This window comes from Streptomyces sp. NPDC050806 (genome assembly GCF_055586425.1).
The window spans coordinates 191,444-211,428 of the sequence record NZ_JBVJIF010000010.1 but is presented as its reverse complement, the minus strand read 5'-3'; the positions used below and the strand labels follow the sequence as shown (position 1 = coordinate 211,428).

The following is a 19,985-nucleotide window of genomic DNA, read 5'->3' as shown; positions in this document are numbered from 1 at the left end:
CGCCCCTGGTGACAGGGCCAGATGAGGGGCGTCGGAAGGAGTCCAGCGGCCCGGGTGACCGCACCGGCCCGGCCCTTCCCGGGGTGCGGGCCGGCAAGGGGTGGGGCAGCGTGGTTGCCGTCCCGCCGAACGAGACGAAGGAGTTCCGGCATGGCCGACAAGGGCGCGATGGACAAGCTCAAGGGCAAGGCCAAGGAGATGGCCGGCAAGGCCACCGGCGACAGCCGGATGAAGGGCGAGGGCCGCGCCGACCAGACCAAGGGCAAGGCCAAGGACGCCGTGGACGAGGCCAAGGAACAGGGCAAGGGGATCAAGGACTCCCTGACGGACCGCGACCGGACCGACGCGTCCTGACCGTCGAAGTCCGACCGCACGGGCTCACACCGCGGCCCGTTCCCGCACAAGGATGCGGGAACGGGCCGCCGGCGCGCCGGGCCGCTCAGCGGGGTCCGGCCGTCCGGAATCCGCAGTTGCCGCTCGTGGACCCTGGCCGATCGGCCGGGGCCGCACCGCCCTTCCGGCCGGCTAGCCCTTCTGCTCGACGCGCACCCAGTCGATCTCGGCCTGGACGCCGCCCTGCGCTATCCGGTCGACGCTGGACTGCGGCAGGCCCCAGTACGGCTGGGTGACCTTGTTCCAGCCGGCCGGGTAGGCGCCGCCGAGTGCGAGGTTCAGGATGACGTACTGGTCGTGGTCGAAGACCCACTGGCCGCGGGTGGACTCCAGCTTGTTGCGGGTGGTCTCCTGCACCACCCGGTCGTCGACGGAGAACTTCATGCCCTTCGGGGTCCACTCCACCGCGTAGGTGTGCCACTGGTCGGCGCGGCCGCCGTCCGGGTAGTGCTGCTGGGCACCGATGTTGCCGTCGGCGGAGTAGCCGGGGCCGTGCAGGGCGCTGCTGGTCCAGTCGCCGTAGCCGATGTTCTCCATGATGTCGGTCTCACCGGAGGCCGGCCAGGACACGGACGGGTCGTCGACGTTGCTGCCCAGCATCCAGAAAGCGGGCCAGAAGCCGTCGCCGACCGGCAGCTTCATGCGGGCGCTGACCTTGCCGTAGGTGAAGTCGAACTTGGTGTTGGTGTCGATGCGCCCCGACGTGAAGTCGTACGTACCGCCGCCGGCCTTGGTGCAGCCCTTGCAGTACTTGGCCGTCAGGACCAGATTGCCGTTCGCCGTCCGGATGTTGTCGGCGGAGTCGACGTACGCCTGGGACTCGCCGTTGACGGACCCCATCTCGGTGCCGGTGCGCACCACCCGCCACTTCGAGCGGTCCAGGCCCGCGCCGGTGAAGTCGTCGAAGAACGTGGTGCGGTACGTCCCGCCCTGGTCCCCCGGCAGCGCCGGATAGGCGGCGTCGGCGCTGCCGCCCGTGCCCCAGACCTGGAACTCGTAGAGGGAGTAGCCGAACTGAGCCGTGGCGGGCGCCGGGTTGTAGAAGGACCGGCGCTCCTTGCCGAGCATGCGGACGTAGCGCCCGGTGGCGGGCGAGGGGAGCTTGACGGTGTCGTGCCGCCCGGTGGCCTCGGCGGGCGACTTCACATCGGCACGACGCGCTGCGGCCTCGGCGGCGGACGGGCGGTACACGGTCCGCCAGGTCCTGTTGTCGTCGGAGACCTGGAGTTCGTAGTCGACGGCGTAGGCGGCCTCCCAGTAGAGGTCGACGGTGTCGATGGTGGAACGGGCGCCGAGGTCGACGGAGACCCAGCGGTCCGCGTTCCAGTCGCTCGACCAGCGCGAGCGATCCGCCTTGAGGTCGGCGGGCCGGCCGCCGTCGGTGACGTAGGCGGGGGTGTTCCCGGCGTGCTGGTAGACGTTGCTGTAGGCCGGGTGGTGCAGGGCGAGGTTGGCGCGGGTGGTGGAGGCGGGCGCCGGGGCGCCGCCGTAGACCTTGAAGGCGTAGAGGGAGTAGCCGTAGGAAGTGGCGCGCTGGACGCCGCGCATCCGGACGTAGCGGCCGGTGACCTCCTGCGGATAGGTGCTCGCGGTCACCGAACCGCCGGTGCCGGCGTCCTCCGTGTAGAAGGGCCGCCAGTCGGTGCCGTTCGCGGACACTTCCAGGACGTACTTCTTGCCGTAGGCGGCTTCCCAGTCGAGGGTGACGCGGTCGATGCGCAGGGTGCTGCCCAGGTCGATACGGATCCAGGCGTCGTCGGCGGCGTTGCTGGACCAGCGGGTGGTCCCGCTGCCGTCGACGGCGCCGCCGGGCCGGGTGCCGTCGTTCTCGCTGCCGGAGGCGGTGACGGCGCCGGGGTCGGCGGCGTACGCGGCGGCCGCGAGATCGGTGTCCCAGGCGGCGGGCGCGGCGGCGGGCGGCGTGGCGCCGGTCGCCTCGGGGACGGTCACCGTCGCCAGCGCGGCGAGGGCGGTGAGGGCGGTGAGCAGGAGGGTGCGGGGCCGGACGGGTCTGGTGCGCGGAACTCTCGTGCGGGGACGCATGGCTCTCCTTCGATGGTGAGGAGGGGCACCGGTGATGAGGAGGGGCGCCGGTCGGAAAGACCCGGAGAGAGCGCTCTCAGCGCAACGTAGAAGGGGGTCCATGGACCGTCAAAGGCACGACTGTGACACCGATCACTTTCGACACCTTCTGAATCCGGCACCGGCACCGCTTCCGCCCGTCGGAAGACGCAGGCCCTGGTGGTGAACAATGTGAAGCACCAGGAACCACATCCACCCCCTCACCGTTCACTTCCCGAACGGCCACAGGGTTCGCGTTCGCGAGCGGCCCCGACGCTCCGCCACCCCACCCGATTCCCCCCGGGCAGGGGCGAACCGGGCGAAGCGCACGCCCCGCAACATGGCTTGTTCTGTTCGGCGGCGACGCGGGAAGCGTGAGACCGGCCGCGGCGGGCAGGTGTGCGTTCCCGGAACGGTTGGGTCCGGACATCGGGAAACGGAAAGATTTGGTGCAGAAAAAGTCCCTGTGGCGTGATCGATCCACATGTTACTGACGGGTTCATGTCCGGGGTTCTCCGAAGTAGCCCGTTTTCGCCGGATGACCTGGGCCTATGGCAACGGTTCGGACGTTTGGCAGCCACTGCCGTGAGGCGGTTTCCGTGGGGTACGGTCTCGGCGCTGCTAGGAGCACCATGAGGAGCGGGTCATTGCGCGAGTACTCCGTCCCCCCACTGGCGACGGCGCCCCGTGTCGGTGGTCTGGCGGACGCCATTTTCGAAAACGCCGAGTCCGGCCCCGAGCGGGTCGCGCTCTGCCGTAAGGACGATGCGGGACGCTGGCAGGACGTCAGCGCCGCGCAGTTCCGTGACGAGGTCATGGCGCTCGCGAAGGGCCTGCTGGCACAGGGCGTACGGTTCGGCGACCGCGTCGGGATCATGTCGCGGACACGGTACGAATGGACGCTGTTCGACTTCGCCCTGTGGTCGATCGGCGCGCAGCCGGTCCCGCTGTACCCGACCTCCTCGGCCGAGCAGGTCTTCTGGATGCTGCACGACTCGGCCGTCTCCTCCTGCCTGGTCGAGCACGAGGACCACGCCATGACCATCGGGTCGGTCATCGACCGGCTGCCGCACCTGCGCCTGCTGTGGCAGCTGGACGCGGATCCGGTCACCGAGCTGACCGAGGCCGGCCGGCACATCGAGGACGACGTGGTCCACCGGCACCGCATGGCGGTCACCCCGGACGCGCCCGCGACGATCATCTACACCTCCGGCACCACCGGCCGCCCCAAGGGCTGCGTGATCAGCCACGCCAACTTCATGGCCGAGGCCGACAACGTCGTCGAGCGGTACGAGCGGGTCTTCCACTCCAAGCCGGGTGACGAGGCTTCCACCCTGCTGTTCCTGCCGCTGGCGCACGTCTTCGGGCGCATGGTGCAGGTCGCCGCCATCCGCGGCCGGGTCAAGCTCGCGCACCAGCCGAACCTCTCGGCCACCGCGCTCCTCCCCGACCTCCAGTCCTTCAAGCCGACCTTCATCCTCGCCGTGCCCTACATCTTCGAGAAGGTGTTCGCGGCGGCCCGCCGGAAGGCCGAGTCCGACGGCAAGGTCGGCCCCTTCGACAAGGCCGTGGACGTGGCGCGGCGGTACGCCGAGGCCATCGAGCACAAGGCCTTCGGTACCGGCTCCGGGCCCGGCCCCGGCCTGCGCATGCAGCACCAGCTGTTCGACAAGCTCGTCTACAGCAAGGTGCGGGAGGCCATGGGCGGCCGGGTGCGGCACGCGATGTCGGGCGGCTCGGCGATGGAGCGCCGGCTCGGCCTCTTCTGGGAGGGCGCGGGCGTCACGATCTACGAGGGCTACGGCCTGACGGAGACCACCGCGGCCGCCACCGCCAACCCGCCCGAGCAGACCCGGTTCGGCACTGTCGGGCTGCCCGTACCGGGTACGACGGTGCACATCGCGGACGACAACGAGATCTGGGTCCGCGGCGGCCAGGTCTTCCAGGGCTACCTCAACAACCCCAAGGCCACCGACGCCACGCTGCACGACGGCTGGCTGGCCACCGGCGACCTGGGACAGCTCGACGAGGACGGCTACCTCACGATCATCGGCCGCAAGAAGGAGGTCCTGGTGACCTCCGGCGGCAAGACGATCTCGCCGGTGCCGCTGGAGGAGCGGGTGCGGGCGCACCCGCTGGTCGCCCAGTGCATCGTGGTCGGCAACGACCGGCCGTACGTCGCCGCGCTGGTCACGCTGGACGCGGAGGCGGTGACGCACTGGCTGCAGATGCGCGGCAAGCCGGCCATGCCGCCGACCGACCTGGTGCGCGACCCGGATCTGGAGACCGAGATCCGGCGCGCGGTGGTCGCCGCGAACACGCTCGTCTCGCAGGCCGAGTCGATCCGTACGTTCCGCATCCTGGCCAGCCAGTTCAGCGAGGAGCACGGGCTGCTGACGCCGTCGCTGAAGCTGAAGCGGAAGGCCATCGAGACGGCGTACGAGGCCGAGGTGGCGGCGCTGTACGGGTGACGGCGGGGTGTGTACGGGCGGCGCCAAAATCTATGGCCACGTATGGGAATGCATTGTTCCGCTCAGTGGTTGGATCTTGTAGAACCTGTACGCCGACCAAAGGATCGATTCGCTCGTGAGCAAGGTCCCCCACATCACCCTCAACAACGGCGTCACCATGCCGCAGCTCGGCTTCGGCGTCTGGCAGATCCCGGACGACGAGGCGTTCACCGCTGTCGGCCACGCCTTGGAGGCCGGGTACCGCAGCATCGACACCGCCGCGATCTACGGCAACGAGGAGGGCACGGGGAAGGCCCTCGCCGCGTCCGGCATCGCCCGCGACGAGCTCTTCGTCACGACGAAGCTGTGGAATTCGGAACAGGGCTACGACTCCACCCTCCGCGCCTTCGACGCCTCCCTGGCCAAGCTGGGCCTGGACTACGTCGACCTGTACCTCATCCACTGGCCGCTGCCGGCCCGTGACACCTACGTCGACACCTACAAGGCGTTCGAGAAGATCCAGGCGGACGGCCGCGCCAAGGCCATCGGTGTCTCCAACTTCCAGCCCCCGCACCTCCAGCGGCTGCTGAACGAGACCTCGGTCGTCCCCGCGGTCAACCAGATCGAGCTCCACCCCGAGCTCCAGCAGGCCGAGAGCCGCGCCTTCCACGCCGAGCACGACATCGCCACCGAGGCCTGGTCGCCGCTGGGCCAGGGCAAGGGCCTCCTGGAGAACGCCACGCTCGGCAAGCTCGCCGAGAAGCACGGCAAGACCCCGGCCCAGGTCGTGCTCCGCTGGCACCTCCAACTCGGCAACGTCGTCATCCCCAAGTCCGCGACCCCGTCCCGGATCAAGGAGAACTTCGACGTCTTCGGCTTCGAACTGGACGCCGCCGACATGCAGACCCTCGCCGGCCTCAACGCCGACAAGCGCCTCGGCCCGGACCCCGCCACCATGGACGTGGCCTGAGCCATCGGCTCAACACACACGGCGCCGCCGCCCACCACGCCTGGGCGGCGGCGCCGTCGTCATGGTCGAGGCCGATGCTTTAAATGCACCCTTCGGGTGGAATTGCCCTTATTCGCGAGTAGATGACGCGCAGCACGGTCATGCCGGTAGCACACCCTCACTCTTTGCTACCAGGAGGAACCATGCGCATCCGTACCGCCTTCGCCGTTGCCGCGCTGGCTGCCGCTTCTCTGCTGGGGGGCGCCGGCGTTGCCGCAGCCGACTCCGAGGCCCCCGAGAAGTTCGTCATCACCGATGTCGCCAAGCTGTCGGCCGAGGGCGGGATTCCGCCCTGCGACGAGGCGCTGTACTCCACGCCGTCCGCCGCGATCTGCTCGTGACCGCCTGAGCGAGGCCCGGACGGCTCATACGACGGCGCCGCCGCCCACGGTCTGTGGGCGGCGGCGCCGTCGTGCTGCCCGGGTCAGGCGTTGTTGACTCCGTTCCGGCTCAGGACGAGCAGCTCGCCGATGTCGATGAGCGAGCCCTTGTCGTCCTCGGCGGAGTCGGAGGACGAACCGGACGGCGAGCCGGAGGCGCCGGCCGTCTCGGGCGGAGGTGCCGCCGCGGCGGCGCCCGCGGCACCCAGGACGACGAGAGCCGAGAGCACGGTCGCGGTGACCGCTGTACGCACGCGCATGAGCGTTTTCTCCTTCAGTCGGATCGTCACTTCCTTGACCGGGTGGCGATCCGGGAAAACTGGCGCACCGCGCGGTCCACTCGAACAGCGGCGACGGAGGGCCCCGCGGCGCCGCCCTTCGCCTGAACTGTCATACGATCTACGGGCACCGGCGGAACGAGGGGGAGCGGATGTCGCGGCGGGGGAAGAAGTGGCTGGTCATTGCCTGGGGCGTGCTGGTCGCCGGAGGGGGCGGGCTGGCGCTGTGGCTGAACGGCGGGGCGGACACGCCGTCGCAGCAACCCGAGCCGGAGTTCGGTTGGTTCCCGGCGTCGCCCGAGCCCTCCCCGGCGGACCCGGGAGACACCGGGGAAGGGACCGCGGGCTGACGATGCGTCAGGGGCGCTGCCGGTTACTGTGCTCGGCCCGCGTGCACCGTTTGCGCCGAGAGCAGGAACGCGTCGGGGCGGTGGGCGATGGCGGCCTCGTCGCCGGGGTCGGTGAGGCGTGCCAGTACCGCTCGGTCGGACGCGTCCAGCAGCTCGGCGTACCTTTCGGCGGCACCGGCCAGCCGGTCCGCCACGTGGTCACGCGCGTCGCCCGTGAGCGGGGCCGGCAGGTCGAGGAGGAAGGTGCGGCTGCCGGTGTCGTGCAGCCCGGCGGCGGCCAGCATCGCGGGCCAGTCCTCCGCCGTCTCGCGGTGCCCCGGCAGGTCGGCGCGCATCCGCGCGAACCACTCCTCCTGTGCCGCGTCCATCCGCGCCTGCAGTCCGGGCCGCCCGATACCGATGTCCCGCGGCAGCATCCGGTCCGGCAGCCCGCCCTCGGCCACCGCGAGCACACCGCCCGGCCGCAGCCGCCCGGCCAGCAGCGCGACCGCGGCCGCCTGGTCGCCGACGTGGTGCAGCACCTTGCTCGTCCAGATGAGGTCGGCCGTGCCGAGCCCTTCGAGGCCGCCGGGCAGCTCGGCCTCATGGGTGCGCACCCGGTCGGCCAGCCCGAGCCGCGCGGCGCGGTCGCGGACCCGGGCCAGCAGCGCCGGCGCGGGATCGATCGCCACCACCTCGGCCTCGGGGAAGGCGCGTGCCAGCAGGCAGGTGAGGACGCCGGGCCCCGAGCCGACGTCCCAGAGGCGGCGGACCGGCACCGTCCCGGACGCGTGTTCCTCCGTACCGCCCAGGAGCGTGCGCAGCCAGTCGGCGGCCTGTTCGTACATCGGCGTGGCGATCTCGGCCTGGCGCTCCAGTACCGGGGCGTGCTCGTCCCAGTCCACGTGCGTGTCGTCGTGGCCGTGGCCGTGCGCGTGGCCGTGGGAGTGGTGGTGCGGGGTGTCGGTCATGGGCCGAGCCTCCGGCACGGCGCGCCGGAGGGCAACCACCTCGGCGGCGCGGTGGCGGGCACCGGCGAAGCCGGAGGGGACGCGCCGCTCAGGCCAGGTCCGTGACCGTCACCGTCACCGTGAGCCCCGCGATGCCGTGGCCTTCGGGGCCGTCCGGCGCGCACGCGCGGTGCACCGCTGCCGTCACCTCGGCGCGCACCGCGCGGGTGACGTCCAGCGCCCGGTGGCCGCGGCGTACGGCGAGGTGGATGCGCAGGCGCCACCGGCCCGAATCGTCCGGCTCGGCGCGGACGCCCGCGACGCGCTGCTCGTCGGCGGCGGCGAGCAGCGGTACCGCGCCCCGCACCAGGTCGCCCAGGCCGGGGCGGAGGTAGGCCACCCCGGGGGTGTTGCGCACGGCCTCGGCCGCGGTCCGCTGGAGGAGTGCGCGCAGTTCCCGGTCGGTCCTCCCCCGGCCCTCCGCCTGCTGTGCACCGCTCATGCCGGCTCCTCCGACTCGTCGATGAGGTCGACGACCGCGACGTCGACCACGGAAACGGTCAGGCCGACCGCCTCGTCCGCCGCCGCGCGCACCCGCCGGCGCACCTGTTCCGCCAGGTCCGGCAGCTCCCACCGCAGGCCCGCCGCGATCTCCATGCTCACCGTCATCGGGCCCTCGGGCGCCGTGAGGGTCACCCGGCAGCTCCCGGCGTGGACCGCGGGCAGCGTCTCGGCCGCCGCGCGGAACGCCTTCGCGGCCGCCGCCTCGGTGATCCAGGCGTCGTCCGCCGGCTCGCCCAGCGGCAGGGTGCGGCCGGGCCGCAGCTCGGTTCTGACCAGGTCCATCACCCGGGCCGTGAGCCGCTCGGCGGCCGCCGCGTCCGCCGCTTCGGCGGCCTCGTCGGCGGCGCCGGTCCGGGCCTCCCGTACGTAGTCGTCCAGCACGCCGAGCTGCGCCAGGGCCTCCTGACAGTGCGGGCACCCGGCCGTGTGCGGGTCGTCCGGCGACTCCTCGGCCGTCTCCCAGACCTCCGAGAGCGTGCGGCCGCAGGGCAGCGCCGGGTCCTCTTCGTACGCCTCGCCTACCGCCATGAGCTCATCGCCTCCGTCAGATGGCGGCGTGCCCGGAAAACCCGGCCGCGTACCGCCTGGTGCGTGCTGCCGACGATCTCGGCGATCTCGTCGTAGGGCAGCCCCTGGAGTTCGCGCAGGACCCAGCAGGCGCGCTGTTCGGGGGTGAGCCCCCGCATGGCATCGCCCAGCGCCTGCACGGCCGCGTGCGACTCGGCGGCGCGGACCGGCGACGAGGCGTGTTCTGGCGCGGGCGGCTCGGGGACCGAGCCGAGGTCCTGGGTGGGGCGGCGGGCCCGCAGAATGTTCAGGCAGCGGTTGGTGACGATGCGGTACATCCACGTCGAGAACGAGGCGTCGCCGCGGAATCCCGGCATCCGGCGCCAGGCGTTGACGAACGCGTCCTGCACGGCGTCCTCGGCGTCGGTCCTGCTGCCCAGGAGCCGGGTCGCCAGGCGCAGCAGCGACGGGCCGTGCCGCCGTACGAGCACCTCGAACGCCCCCTCGTCCCCCTCCGCGGCCCGTGCGGCCAGGAGGCCATCGCCGGGTTCGGGCACCCGTCCGCTCCTCTCCGTCCGTACCTCGGAACATCCGTGCCAGGCATCACTGCCCCGGGGCCCATTGGGGCACGCCTGGCCGCCGATGTCGCGGTACGGCACGCACAAAGCGCTCCGATTACGCCCATTATCCGATCCTTCGCCCGCCATCGCGGCCCCCGCGCGGTACGGAGAACCGCCAGGACCGGGCAGGATGGGGGCCTGGCCGGAACAGATCGGTCCGTACGGAGAGGAAGACCAGCGCGATGGAGGTCGGCGATGAGCGCCGGGTGCCCGGGCAGCAGACGCCGGAGCGGACCGGGCCGGGCACGGTGACGGGGCGCTCGCTGCCGACCTGGCGCCAGTGGCGCACCGCCCTGCGCCGTACGCCGGTCTCCGTGTGGAACGACGACCTGACGGACTGGGCCGCGAGCCTGACGTACTACTCGGTGCTGGCACTGCTGCCGGCCATGATCATCACGGTGTCGCTGATCGGCCTGGCCGATCCGCCCGCGACCGGGCAGCTGATCGCGCACATCAGCTCGCTCGCCCCGGCCCAGTCCGGCGACACGCTGCACCGCGCGCTGGTCTCGATGGCCCACCAGCGGACCGCCGCCTGGCTGCTGGTGGGCGGTGCGACGGTGAGCGCCGTGTGGTCCTCGTGCAGCTATCTCGCGGTGTTCCGGCGGGCGCTGCACGCCATGCACCGGGTCAAGGACGACCGGCCGCCGTGGCGGAAGGCGCCGCGCATCCTCGGCACCGCGCTGGTGCTGCTGGCCTCGCTGATCGGCAGTGCGGTGGCGCTGCTGGCCAGCGGGCCGCTGGCGCGTGCGCTGGGGCGGGCCGTGGGCCTGGGCCGGGCCGCCGAGGCGACCTGGAACGTGGTCAAGTGGCCGTTCCTGCTGTGCCTGGCGACCGTGCTGGTGCTGGTCCTCTTCCGGTCGGGGCCGCCGGCCTCGCGCGGGGTGCGGCGCGGGGTGCCCGGCGGCGTCCTCGCGGTACTGCTCTGGCTGGTCTCCTCGGCGGGCTTCGCGCTCTACGCGTCGTACGCCGGCACGTTCAGCCGGCTGTACGGCTCGCTGGCGGGACCGGTGGTGTTCCTCATCTGGCTGTGGTTCTCCCACCTCTCCCTGCTGACCGGCGCGCAGTTCAACGCCGAGCTGACGCGGGCGGCGCCGCAGCTCGCGCGGGGCAGGATCAACGCGCCCCGTGGCCCGCTGCGACGGCTTCGATCCGCTGTGCGAGGTCGAAGTCCCGCTCGGTGATCCGGCCGCCGGCGCTGTGCGTGTTCACCGCGATGGCCAGGGTGTTGTAGCCGAGGGCCTGCTCGGAGTGGTGGCCCAGTTCCTCCTGGAGCTGGGCCACGTGCACGACCATCGCGGCAGCCGGGAGGTGGCTGTCGAAGCGGTACGTGCGGGTGAGCCGGTCGTCGGCCACCGACCAGCCCGGCAGCTCCGCCAGCCGGTCCTCGATCTCCTTGTCGGTGAGCGGATCCACCTGACTGTTCATGCCGTGCCGCCTCTCAGCCGTCGCGTGCGTACGTGCGTTCCAGCTTTTCCCCCACCCTTGCACGGCGAACCCGCATTCGCGCCAATGTGCGGCTCCGGCGGGGTACGGGTGGCCCGCTGGCCCGCTCCCCGGTGGTCAGTCCTCCTGGCGCGCGGCGACCAGCGCGGCCACCCGCTCGACCGCGAAGGCGTAGCCCTGGACGCCGCAGCCCGCGATGACGCCGTCGGCGCGGTGCGAGACGTAGGAGTGGTGCCGGAACTCCTCGCGGTGGTGGATGTTGGAGATGTGCACCTCGATGACGGGCATGCCGTCGCAGGTGTTGAGGGCGTCGAGGATCGCGACCGAGGTGTGGGAGTAGGCGGCCGGGTTGATCACGATGCCGGCGTGCGCCGTGCGGGCCTCGTGGATCCAGTCGACGATCTGGCCCTCGTGGTTGGACTGCCGGCAGTCGACGGTGCCGCCGTGCGCCTTCGCGGTCCTGGCGCACAGCGCCTCGACGTCGGCGAGGGTGTCGGAGCCGTAGATCTCCGGCTGCCGCTGTCCGAGGAGGTTCAGGTTCGGGCCGTTGAGGACGAGGATCGGCGCGGTGGCGAGGGAACGGGCGGGCATCGGGCTCTCCTTCGGTGTACGGCTGCCACCTGGCGGTGTGCGGCTTCCACCGGAGATCTATCACGGACCCCGCGGCCGCCGGGCGGGTGACCGAAGGGTGATCGTCCGGGCCCGCCCGCCGGGCGTCAGGCCGTCGGTTCCTCGTGCTTCGGGGCGTCGGCCGCGTCCGCCGGGAGCCCCGCCTCGGCGGCCTCCCGCTCGCGTACGGTGCGCCGCGCCCGCATCCACGCGTAGACCAGGATGCCGGCGAAGAGGAACAGCACGCCCTGGTAGATCGCCGCGTACCCGGCGCCGGCCACCAGCCAGAAGGTGAAGCCGAAGGCGACCAGCGCGAGGATCAGGTCGCGGGCGAAGCGGCCGGGGCGCACCTCGTCGCGGCGCCCGGTGAGCAGGTAGTAGATCTGCGCGGCGGCGGCGAGGAGGTAGGGGACCGTGGCCGAGAAGGTGGTGATCAGGACGAGGATCTCGAAGACGCCGCCGGCGCCGGAGACGTAGTTGATGACGGTCAGCGCGCTGGCCAGGATCGCCGAGGCGAGCACGCCGAAGGTCGGCACGCCGCGCCGCTTCTTCTGGAAGGCGGCCGGGAAGAGGCCGTCCCGCGCCGCGGCGTACGGGGACTGGGCGCTCATCAGCGTCCAGCCGTTCAGCGCGCCGACGATGGAGATCACCGCGGCGGCGGCGACCAGCATGCCGCCCCAGTGGCCGCCGAACATCACGTTGATGGCGTCGGAGAACGGCGCCTTGGAGTCGACCAGCTTGTCGTGCGGGACGGTGCCGAAGACGGAGACCGTGCCGAGGAGGTAGACGACCGCGGCGCCGACGACACCGAGGACGGTGGCCCGGCCGACGTTCCGCTGGGGGTTGCGCACCTCGCCCGCGCTCATCGCGGCGGACTCCAGGCCGAGGTAGCTGTAGAGGAGGAACGCGGCCGCCGCGGACAGCCCGCCCAGCGCGCTGCCGCCGCCCGCGTTGAACGAGCCGAGGTTGTCCGCGTCGAAGAAGAACAGCCCCGCGACCGCGATGAAGAGGAGGGGGATGAACTTCAGGACGGTGGCGATCAGCTGGACCGCGCCGACGTAGCGGGTACCGGCGAAGTTGGAGATCGCCGGGAGCCAGAGCGCGGCCAGTGCGACGGCCAGGTCCAGGCCCGTGGAGGCGTGGCCGGGGAAGAGCACGTGGACGTACCCGACGGCCGCGACGGCGAGCGCCGCGTTGCTGACCCAGGCCATGGTCCAGTACGACCAGGCGGACAGGAAGCCGGCGAAGTCGCCGAACGCCTCACGGGCGTAGACGTACGGGCCGCCGGTGTCGGGGTGGCGCTGCGCCAGCCGCCCGAAGACCAGGGCGAGCGCGATGGCGCCCAGGGTCAGGACGCCGAAGGCGACGAGGCTGACGGTCCCGAAGGGGGCGACCGAGGCGGGCAGCAGGAAGATGCCGCCCCCGATGATGTTGCCCATCACCAGGGCGGTGGCGGTCCCCAGACCGAAGCGGCGGGTGTGCCGGTCGTGCATGGCGCGTGGTGGCTCTCTCTTGTGCTCTGCGCCCGAGGATCGCCGGACGCCCTGCGCACCGGGCCAGTGTCGGGCACCGGGCGCGCCGCGCCCGGCCGGACGGCCGCGGGCGCCCCACCATGGTCCGGGACCCCGGAGGCCGCCTCAAAATCAGCGCTGTTCCTCCTGCGTGCCTCCCCGGCCGGGCGAAAAAGCTTCGGGCGCCGCCCCTCGTGGCCGGATTTCGTTCACGGCGGGCCGGGACCCGTCGCCGGCCGGGCGCTGCTCCGCGGCGGGCGGCTCCCCGGCGGCCGGCGGCTCCCCGACCGGTACCGACGGGCCGCCGCCCTCGGTCAGCCAGCGCCGGAAGACGAGGTGGACCCGCTCGGCGCCGACCAGTTCCGTGCCCTCCCCCACGGGCGGCGTGAGCCCCTCGGGCCAGAGGAGGAAGGGGTGGGACTGCGGCCCGCCGAGCCCGCCGTGCGAGCCGATCTGCTCTTCAAAGGCGTGCACCTCGCCCGTCTCCGGGTCGCAACAGGAGTTGATCATGATGTCGGCGACGTGCGGGAAACCGTCGGTGCGGCGTACGGCGTCCGCGGCGCCCGGCCCGAACGGCGCGAGCGGGTCCTCGCCGGTCACCAGCCCGCTGTCGAGGTGGTGGGCGCCGCCGCGCGGCCCGAGCACCACCGCGCCGTGCTCGTCGGACCGGACGAGGAGGAAGCCGATCCCGGGGTGCTCGGCCAGCGTGCTCAGCAGCGCCGGGTTGCGCCGGTCGATCTGCTCGCGGGTCGCCCGGCCCGCGAGCGACGGAAAGGAGACCAGGCCGAGGTTGCCGGAGGCCAGCACGATCGGCTCGGCGGCCCGCCGGGCCCGCCGGGTGGTCTCCTCCGGCTCCTCCTCGGGGCGGCGCAGCGCGGCGCGCGCGGTGTTCCTGGCCTCGGCGCCGGTGGGGCTGCGGCGCGCCCGCCGCGGCACGGGCAGCCCGCAGCCGGCCCGCACCAGGTCCTCCAGCGTCAGCCCGTACCGCCCGTCGAAGGTCTCGCCGGGGCTCTGGCCGTGGTCGGAGAGGAGCACGATGCGGTACGGGCGCGGAGCGTGCCGGGCGACCTTGGCGATCAGCGCGAGCGAGCGGTCCAGGCGCCGCAGCACCAGCCGGGCGTCCCGGCTCGCCGGCCCCGAATGGTGCGCGACCTCGTCGTACGCGACCAGGTCGGCGTAGACGGCGGTACGGCCCACGAGCATGTCCCCGATCACCGCGGCGACCACCACGTCCCGCTCCACGACGGTCGCGAAGGCCCGTACGAAGGGGTAGAGGCCGCCGCGCTTGACCCGGGGGCCGGTCCCGCGGAAGCGGGCCCGCAGCGCCTGGCCGATCTCGCGGAACACCTCGACGACGAAGGAGGCGGCGGTGCGGGTGGCGTTCGCCGGGTCGGAGAAGTAGGCGAAGTAGCCGGCCCGGGAGCGGTTGTACCGGCCGCGCCGGGCGGCGACCGAGAGCACCAGGGCGAGCTGCGCCGCGCCGCCGCTGAAGAGGTTGCCGCGGCTGGCGCCGTCCACGCTGAGCAGGCCGCCGTCGCCGGTCCTGGCGATGGCGCGGCGCTGCAGCTCGGCGGCGCTGGTCGGGCGGTTGCTGACGACGACCTCGCCGGTGTCCTTCTCGTACCAGCGGAAGGCGGGCAGGTCGTGGTTGGTTCCGTGCAGGATGCCGAGCTGGCTGGCGCCGGTCTGGCTGGACCAGTCGGTGCGCCAGGGAGTGAGCGTGTGGGTCGTGCCGGCCCAGGCAGCGACGGTGGGCATGAGCGGGTCGGGGCCGGCCAGCGCGTCGGCGAGCACATCGTGCCCGACGCCGTCGAGCTGGAGGAAGACCGTGCCGGGCGGGGCGCCCGCCGGGTCCTGCACCACCGTGTTGCGGCGCCGCAGCGCGAGCCGGGCCAGCCGCCGGCGGTAGGCGTCGTCGTCGCCGACGGCGAGGGCCGCACCGGTCGCCGAGGAGACCGCCGACATCACGGCCGCGACCACCACCGCGGTCTCCGGGGACGCGGCACCGCGCCCGTCGGGGACCAGCCAGAGCGCGATCAGCAGCAGCGAGCCGTTGAGCGCGAAGACCAGCAGGCCGAGCACGAGCGCGGGCACCAGCAGCAGGGTGCGTACGAGCACCGGCCACACCAGCGCGCCGAGCAGGCCGTAGGCCCCGGCGGCGAGCGCGGCGGTGACCGCGATGCGGGTGGCGCTGTCGCCGTCGGCGGACTGGAGCCGGAAGTCGGGCAGCGCACCGGCCAGCGCGAGCATGGCGACGGTCGAGACCGCCCAGACCGCGATCACTCGCAGCAGGGCACCGCCCGCGCTCCGCCATCGGGGTCGCCGCACTCCGCACTCACCTTTCCTCACCGATGTCCGGTACGGGTGTCCGGTACGCGCCTCAGCGTGCCACACCGGCACGAGGGGCCGGATCGTGGCGTTACGTCACACGTGCGCATCGGGCATGAGGACGGTGACGGCAACCGGGGGCGGTCCTCGGGAATCGCCGCGCCGGCCGCCAGGTGGACATGATTTGGCAGGATGAAGCGTGATCACTTTGCATACGCAGCGGCTCGTGCTGCGCCGCTGGCTCCCCGGGGACCTCCAGCCGATGGCGACCGTGAACGCCGATCCCGAAGTGATGCGCTGGATCGGGAGCGGCGCGACACGCAGCCTGACGCAGACCGCCTCCGGGATCTCCTCCTGGGAACAGGAGTGGGACATCGAGGGCTTCGGGCTGTTCGCGGTGGAGCTGCGGGACTCGGGGAAGCTGGCGGGATTCACCGGCCTGTCCGTACCGCACTTCCTGCCGGAGGTGCTGCCCGCCGTGGAGATCGGCTGGCGGCTGGGGCAGCCGTACTGGGGCCGGGGCATCGCCACGGAGGCGGCGCGGGCCGCGCTGGACTACGGCTTCCGCGAGCGCGGCCTGGAACGGATCATCAGCATCGCCCAGCGCGGCAACGACGCCTCCGAGCGGATCATGCGGAAGCTGGGCATGCGCCCGGACCGCGAGACGGTCGACCCGACCTGCGGCCGGGCGGTCCGGGTGTACGTCATCGACGGCCCTGACGCGGAGCGGCGGGCGGGGTGAGAGCTACGCTCGGAGAAGCGGACGGAACGGGTACGGGCGGATGAGGCGAGGAGGTCTTCGGTGCCGGTGGAGGTCACCTGGTGGGGGCACGCCACCGCGACGGTCGAGGACTCCGGCGTCCGGCTGCTGACCGATCCGCTCTTCGTCCGGCGCCTGGCGCACCTGCGGCGCCGGCGCGGCCCCGTCCCCGACGGCCGCGCCGCGGTGGCCGACGCCGTGCTCATCTCCCATCTGCACTCCGACCACCTCCACCTGCCCTCGCTCGCCCGGCTCGCGCCCGGCACCCGGCTGATCGTGCCGCGCGGCGCACCCGCCGCCCTGCCGGGGCTGCGCCGTACCGCGGCCGCCGGTGACCTGCCCCTCACCGAGCTCGACGCGGGCGAGGAGACGGCGGTCGGGCCGCTGACCGTGCGGGCGGTGCGCGCCGCGCACGACGGCCGGCGGCTGCCGTACGGGCCGCACCGCGTACCGGCGCTCGGCTATGTGGTCCGGGGCACGGCCACGACGTACTTCGCGGGGGACACCGGGCTGTTCGACGACATGGCCGACGAGGTCGGTACGTGCGACGTGGCGCTGCTGCCGGTGGGCGGCTGGGGTCCGTTCCTCGGGCACGGGCACCTGGACGCGCACCGCGCCGCGGTAGCGGCGGCCCGGCTCGCGCCGCGCGACGCGGTGCCGGTGCACTACGGCACGTACTGGCCGATCGGCTTGGACGCGGTGCGGCCGCACGAATTCCACGCTCCCGGGCAGGAGTTCGTCCGGCAGTCGGCGCTGCTGGCACCCGAGGTGACGGTGCATCAGCTGGAGCACGGCGGGTCCGCACGGCTGGCTGCGGGCCGGTGAACGCGTACCGGGCATCCGAACCCCTGGCCGAACTGGCAGCGCAGGCGCCGCAGTTGATGGACCGGCTCGCGGCCGTCGTGCCGCCGGAGACCACCCAGCAGGCGGCCGGCTACCCCTCCCTCTTCGTCCTGGTGGTGCTCGGCTCGCTGGTCCCGGTGGTACCGACGGGTGCGCTGGTCAGCTCCGCGGCGGCGGTCGCCTTCCACCACACCGCGCCGTTCTCGCTGCTGCTGGTCTTCCTCATCGCGTCGGCCGCCGCCTTCCTCGGCGACCTGGGGCTGTACTGGCTGGGCGCGCGCGGGGTGCGGTCGAAGAACGGCTCGCGCTGGCTGGAGCGGCTGCGCGAGCGGTCGGCGCCGGAGCGGCTGACGCAGGCGCAGGCCCGGCTGGAGGAGCACGGCGTCCAGGTGCTCGTGCTGTCCCGGCTCGTGCCGGCCGGGCGCATCCCCGTCATGCTGGCCTGCCTGCTGGCGAAGCAGCCCGTCCGCTGGTTCGCCCGCGGCGACCTGCCGGCCTGCCTGGCCTGGGCGGCGACGTACCAGCTCATCGGCATCCTGGGCGGCTCGCTCTTCAGCGAACCGTGGCAGGGCGTGGCCGCGGCGGTGGGCCTGACGGTCCTGCTCAGCGCGGCACCGGCCGCCTGGCGCCGCATCCGCGGGCCGCACGACCGCACGTCCTGAGGCCCCGTCACGCCCCGGCCGCGGGGCCGCCCTCCGATTTCAGTACGGCGTCCAGTTCCCGCAACGACGCGGCGACGGAGGGGACCTGGAGCGGTTCGGGGGCATCCAGGAGGAGCCGACGGTCGTCGGCGTCCTCGGCGAGCAGCGCCTCGGTGCTCAGCCGGACGCGCAGCGCCTTGGGGTCGTCGCCGAAGCGGTGGCCGCCGCGGGCCGCCCAGGGAGCCAGCACCCGCTCCAGTGCGGCCGGTCCCGTCACCCCGCGGGCGGCGAACGCCGGGCGCAGCGCTTCGAGGTCGGCGTAGAGGTGGTTCCCGGCGTGCGGCGGGCGGCACACGGCGCCGGCGCCGGTGAGCGCGCGGTGCAGCCCGGCGGCGAGCCGGCCGTGCAGCCGGGCCGCCGCCGCGGTCCGCTCCCGTACGGTGGCCGGCTCGGTGAGCGCGTGGCCGACGGCGGCGGCGAGCGGGCCCGGCAGCGGGGTCGCGAGCCCGGACAGCGCGGCGAGCGCCGCGGCGCACAGGGCCTCACCGGGACCGGTGGCGGGGAACCGGGCGAGCGCGGCGGGCCAGGCGGCCGGGACGAGCGTCACCCGCAGGTCGGCGAGGACGACGACGCTGCCGGGCAGCATCTCGGCGGGGCTGAGCACCACCGTGTCGTGCGGGTCGTGCAGCAGGTCGCGGCGGGTCTCGTCGCTGACGATCCACAGCCCCTCGTCGGCCGCCGCCTCGCACACCTCGTGCAGCTGCTCGGGCGGCGGGCAGGTGCCGGTGGGGTCGTCGGCGACGGACAGCAGCAGCACCCGCGGGTCGCCGCCGGCGTCCCGCGCCCGGTGCACGGTCTCCAGGAGCGTGAACGGGTCCGGTACACCGCCGGACTCGGCCGGTACCGGCGCCGGGTGGACGGCCCGGCGCAGCAGCCGGGCCTGCGGCGCGTACCACGCGGCGCACGGGCGGGGCACGACGATGTCGCCGCCGGCCGCGGCGAGCAGCGCGAGCAGCAGGGCGGGCGCGCCGGGCCCGGCCAGTACGCGGTCCTCGGTGGTCACCAGGCCGCGGCGCTCGAAGTAGCCGCAGGCGGCGGCCCGCAGCGGCCGGGCGCCGCCGGGCGGTTCGGGCGCGGTGCGGTCGGCCGCCGCCGCGAGGTGCGCGGCCAGCTCCGGGAGGACGGGCAGCCCCATGGGCGGATCCGGATCCGGGTGCGGCTCCGGGGCGCTCGGCTGCATCCGTACCTCCACTCTCCACGGCAGGTCGTGGGCCCGCGCGGTGCACGGGCCGCGACCACCCTCGCAGATCGGGGAGGTGCCGGGCGGGAGGACACGTCACCGCCCGGGCCCCGGCCGCCGTCAGCGCCGGCCGTTCCCCTCGCGCAGCACGCGCAGCTCCCGCTCCAGGCCGCGGCCACGGGTCCGGACGACGGCGACGGCGAGGTCGTGCAGCTTGCGGTTGGTCCGCTGGGAGAGCCGGCGAAGCATGTCGAAGGCGTCGTCCGCGTCGCAGCCGAGCACGTACATCATGATGCCGCAGGCCTGGTCGATGACCGGGCGGGAGCGCAGCGCCGCGTCCAGCCGGCCGACCTCGGCCAGGGCCCGGCGGTAGTTGCGGTCGCGGGCCAGCCCGGTGGCGGCGAGGTCGCCGAGCGCCGCGGCCGCGCAGTCGCCGGGCTCGACGGAGAGTCCGGGCCGGAAGCCGTAGACCGTGACGGTGACCGCCAGTCCGTCGCGGAGATACGGCAGCGTGGTGCTGGAGCGTACGCCGGTCTCCAGGGCCTCGGTCCGGTACGCGGGCCAGCGGTCCTCGTGCAGCAGATCGTCGGAGGTGACGGGGTGTCCGGAGGCGAGGGCGGCCCGGATCGGCCCTTCGCCGGTCTCCCACTGGACGCTGACCAGAGTGGACAGGTCGGGGTGGGTGACGGCGGCGGGCGGGTCGTCGGCCGCTTCGCCTGTCGTGACGGTGGCCGTGGCGCCGCAGCTGTCCGGGGTGCATCGCGCGGCCACGTCCGCGAGGTTCGCGAGGCTCCGGGCGGACGAGCCCTGGGAGTCGCCGGGTTCGTCCACCGGGCAGAGGGTGTGGGTCACCATTTCCAGTCAGTCCCTCGGTCGGTGCGTCGGGCGGGCGTCACGGCGGAGCGCCGCGGCCGTCCCCGCATATGTCGGGGGCCCTGCCCGTAGGGACTCGAATGCCCGGCACGCGGGTGCGGAAAACGCCGCTATCCCGTCGTTCGAACGCTGTTCACCGGGCTCCGGCCCATCCTCCCCGCCCGTCTCTCGCATGCGCCGCGCCAGGGCCGGTTCC

21 protein-coding genes are annotated in these 19,985 nt (G+C 73.4%); 9 read left to right on the top strand and 12 right to left on the bottom strand.

What is annotated here, in order from left to right; genetic code table 11:
- Positions 1-150: 150 nt before the first annotated feature.
- Positions 151-354, top strand: a complete 204-nt coding sequence (locus ACZ6WH_RS30365) for a CsbD family protein (protein WP_469732258.1) — start codon at positions 151-153, stop codon at positions 352-354.
- A gap of 171 nt (positions 355-525) precedes the next feature.
- Here ACZ6WH_RS30365 and ACZ6WH_RS30360 read toward each other — a convergent pair whose 3' ends face one another.
- Positions 526-2,436 (bottom strand): discoidin domain-containing protein, encoded by a 1,911-nt coding sequence (locus ACZ6WH_RS30360; protein WP_469732256.1) that lies wholly within the window; start codon positions 2,434-2,436, stop codon positions 526-528.
- Between the two features lie 665 nt (positions 2,437-3,101).
- Between ACZ6WH_RS30360 and ACZ6WH_RS30355 the strand changes: the two genes are divergently transcribed.
- From ACZ6WH_RS30355 to ACZ6WH_RS30345, 3 genes are all read left to right on the top strand, one after another.
- Positions 3,102-4,925: an AMP-dependent synthetase/ligase gene (locus ACZ6WH_RS30355; RefSeq protein WP_469732254.1), complete on the top strand. Its 1,824-nt coding sequence runs from the start codon at positions 3,102-3,104 to the stop codon at positions 4,923-4,925.
- A 115-nt stretch (positions 4,926-5,040) separates the two neighbouring features.
- Positions 5,041-5,874 carry an aldo/keto reductase gene (locus ACZ6WH_RS30350; protein ID WP_469732252.1) on the top strand — a complete coding sequence of 278 codons (834 nt, stop codon included), beginning with the start codon at positions 5,041-5,043 and terminating at the stop codon, positions 5,872-5,874.
- A gap of 182 nt (positions 5,875-6,056) precedes the next feature.
- Positions 6,057-6,254: a hypothetical protein gene (locus ACZ6WH_RS30345; RefSeq protein WP_469732250.1), complete on the top strand. Its 198-nt coding sequence runs from the start codon at positions 6,057-6,059 to the stop codon at positions 6,252-6,254.
- 83 nt (positions 6,255-6,337) lie between these two features.
- Here the strand turns inward: ACZ6WH_RS30345 and ACZ6WH_RS30340 are convergent, their stop codons facing one another.
- Positions 6,338-6,553 carry a hypothetical protein gene (locus ACZ6WH_RS30340; protein WP_432860191.1) on the bottom strand — a complete coding sequence of 72 codons (216 nt, stop codon included), beginning with the start codon at positions 6,551-6,553 and terminating at the stop codon, positions 6,338-6,340.
- 170 nt (positions 6,554-6,723) lie between these two features.
- Here ACZ6WH_RS30340 and ACZ6WH_RS30335 point away from each other — a divergent pair, with 170 nt between their 5' ends.
- Complete coding sequence (locus ACZ6WH_RS30335) at positions 6,724-6,921, top strand: hypothetical protein (protein WP_469732247.1); 198 nt, start codon at positions 6,724-6,726, stop codon at positions 6,919-6,921.
- A 23-nt stretch (positions 6,922-6,944) separates the two neighbouring features.
- Here the strand turns inward: ACZ6WH_RS30335 and ACZ6WH_RS30330 are convergent, their stop codons facing one another.
- From ACZ6WH_RS30330 to ACZ6WH_RS30315, 4 genes are all read right to left on the bottom strand, one after another.
- The gene (locus ACZ6WH_RS30330) at positions 6,945-7,871 is read right to left on the bottom strand and encodes a class I SAM-dependent methyltransferase (protein WP_469732245.1); all 927 of its coding nucleotides are present in this window, start codon (positions 7,869-7,871) and stop codon (positions 6,945-6,947) included.
- A gap of 88 nt (positions 7,872-7,959) precedes the next feature.
- A complete protein-coding gene (locus ACZ6WH_RS30325; protein WP_361567251.1) occupies positions 7,960-8,352 on the bottom strand; it encodes an Asp23/Gls24 family envelope stress response protein in 393 nt (130 codons plus the stop codon).
- Positions 8,349-8,942, bottom strand: a complete 594-nt coding sequence (locus ACZ6WH_RS30320) for an Asp23/Gls24 family envelope stress response protein (RefSeq protein WP_469732243.1) — start codon at positions 8,940-8,942, stop codon at positions 8,349-8,351. The genes ACZ6WH_RS30325 and ACZ6WH_RS30320 overlap by 4 nt, the downstream gene beginning before the upstream one ends.
- Positions 8,933-9,478: an RNA polymerase sigma factor gene (locus tag ACZ6WH_RS30315; RefSeq protein WP_432860181.1), complete on the bottom strand. Its 546-nt coding sequence runs from the start codon at positions 9,476-9,478 to the stop codon at positions 8,933-8,935. The genes ACZ6WH_RS30320 and ACZ6WH_RS30315 overlap by 10 nt, the downstream gene beginning before the upstream one ends.
- Positions 9,479-9,723: 245 nt before the next feature.
- Here ACZ6WH_RS30315 and ACZ6WH_RS30310 point away from each other — a divergent pair, with 245 nt between their 5' ends.
- On the top strand, positions 9,724-10,722 hold the full coding sequence (locus tag ACZ6WH_RS30310) for a YihY/virulence factor BrkB family protein (protein ID WP_432860179.1): 999 nt from the start codon (positions 9,724-9,726) through the stop codon (positions 10,720-10,722).
- Here ACZ6WH_RS30310 and ACZ6WH_RS30305 read toward each other — a convergent pair.
- The 4 genes from ACZ6WH_RS30305 to ACZ6WH_RS30290 form a co-directional block, all read right to left on the bottom strand.
- Positions 10,655-10,966 carry a 4a-hydroxytetrahydrobiopterin dehydratase gene (locus ACZ6WH_RS30305; protein WP_469732240.1) on the bottom strand — a complete coding sequence of 104 codons (312 nt, stop codon included), beginning with the start codon at positions 10,964-10,966 and terminating at the stop codon, positions 10,655-10,657. The genes ACZ6WH_RS30310 and ACZ6WH_RS30305 overlap by 68 nt on opposite strands.
- A gap of 135 nt (positions 10,967-11,101) precedes the next feature.
- Positions 11,102-11,575, bottom strand: a complete 474-nt coding sequence (gene aroQ / locus ACZ6WH_RS30300) for a type II 3-dehydroquinate dehydratase (RefSeq protein WP_432860175.1) — start codon at positions 11,573-11,575, stop codon at positions 11,102-11,104.
- 125 nt (positions 11,576-11,700) lie between these two features.
- Entirely contained in the window at positions 11,701-13,086 is a 1,386-nt protein-coding gene (locus tag ACZ6WH_RS30295) for an amino acid permease (RefSeq protein ID WP_469732238.1), read from the bottom strand.
- A 150-nt stretch (positions 13,087-13,236) separates the two neighbouring features.
- On the bottom strand, positions 13,237-15,432 hold the full coding sequence (locus tag ACZ6WH_RS30290) for a phage holin family protein (RefSeq protein ID WP_469732236.1): 2,196 nt from the start codon (positions 15,430-15,432) through the stop codon (positions 13,237-13,239).
- Between the two features lie 202 nt (positions 15,433-15,634).
- Here ACZ6WH_RS30290 and ACZ6WH_RS30285 point away from each other — a divergent pair, with 202 nt between their 5' ends.
- The 3 genes from ACZ6WH_RS30285 to ACZ6WH_RS30275 are packed head-to-tail and all read left to right on the top strand — an operon-like array spanning position 15,635 to position 17,697.
- Positions 15,635-16,174 carry a GNAT family N-acetyltransferase gene (locus ACZ6WH_RS30285; protein WP_469732701.1) on the top strand — a complete coding sequence of 180 codons (540 nt, stop codon included), beginning with the start codon at positions 15,635-15,637 and terminating at the stop codon, positions 16,172-16,174.
- Between the two features lie 60 nt (positions 16,175-16,234).
- Positions 16,235-17,017, top strand: coding sequence for an MBL fold metallo-hydrolase (locus tag ACZ6WH_RS30280; RefSeq protein ID WP_469732234.1), 783 nt, complete (start codon positions 16,235-16,237; stop codon positions 17,015-17,017).
- Between the two features lie 56 nt (positions 17,018-17,073).
- Positions 17,074-17,697: a DedA family protein gene (locus ACZ6WH_RS30275; RefSeq protein ID WP_469732699.1), complete on the top strand. Its 624-nt coding sequence runs from the start codon at positions 17,074-17,076 to the stop codon at positions 17,695-17,697.
- A 7-nt stretch (positions 17,698-17,704) separates the two neighbouring features.
- Here ACZ6WH_RS30275 and ACZ6WH_RS30270 read toward each other — a convergent pair whose 3' ends face one another.
- The gene (locus ACZ6WH_RS30270; protein WP_469732232.1) at positions 17,705-18,916 is read right to left on the bottom strand and encodes an aminotransferase class I/II-fold pyridoxal phosphate-dependent enzyme; all 1,212 of its coding nucleotides are present in this window, start codon (positions 18,914-18,916) and stop codon (positions 17,705-17,707) included.
- 120 nt (positions 18,917-19,036) lie between these two features.
- On the bottom strand, positions 19,037-19,771 hold the full coding sequence (locus ACZ6WH_RS30265) for an ANTAR domain-containing protein (protein ID WP_432860163.1): 735 nt from the start codon (positions 19,769-19,771) through the stop codon (positions 19,037-19,039).
- Positions 19,772-19,985 lie beyond the last annotated feature (214 nt).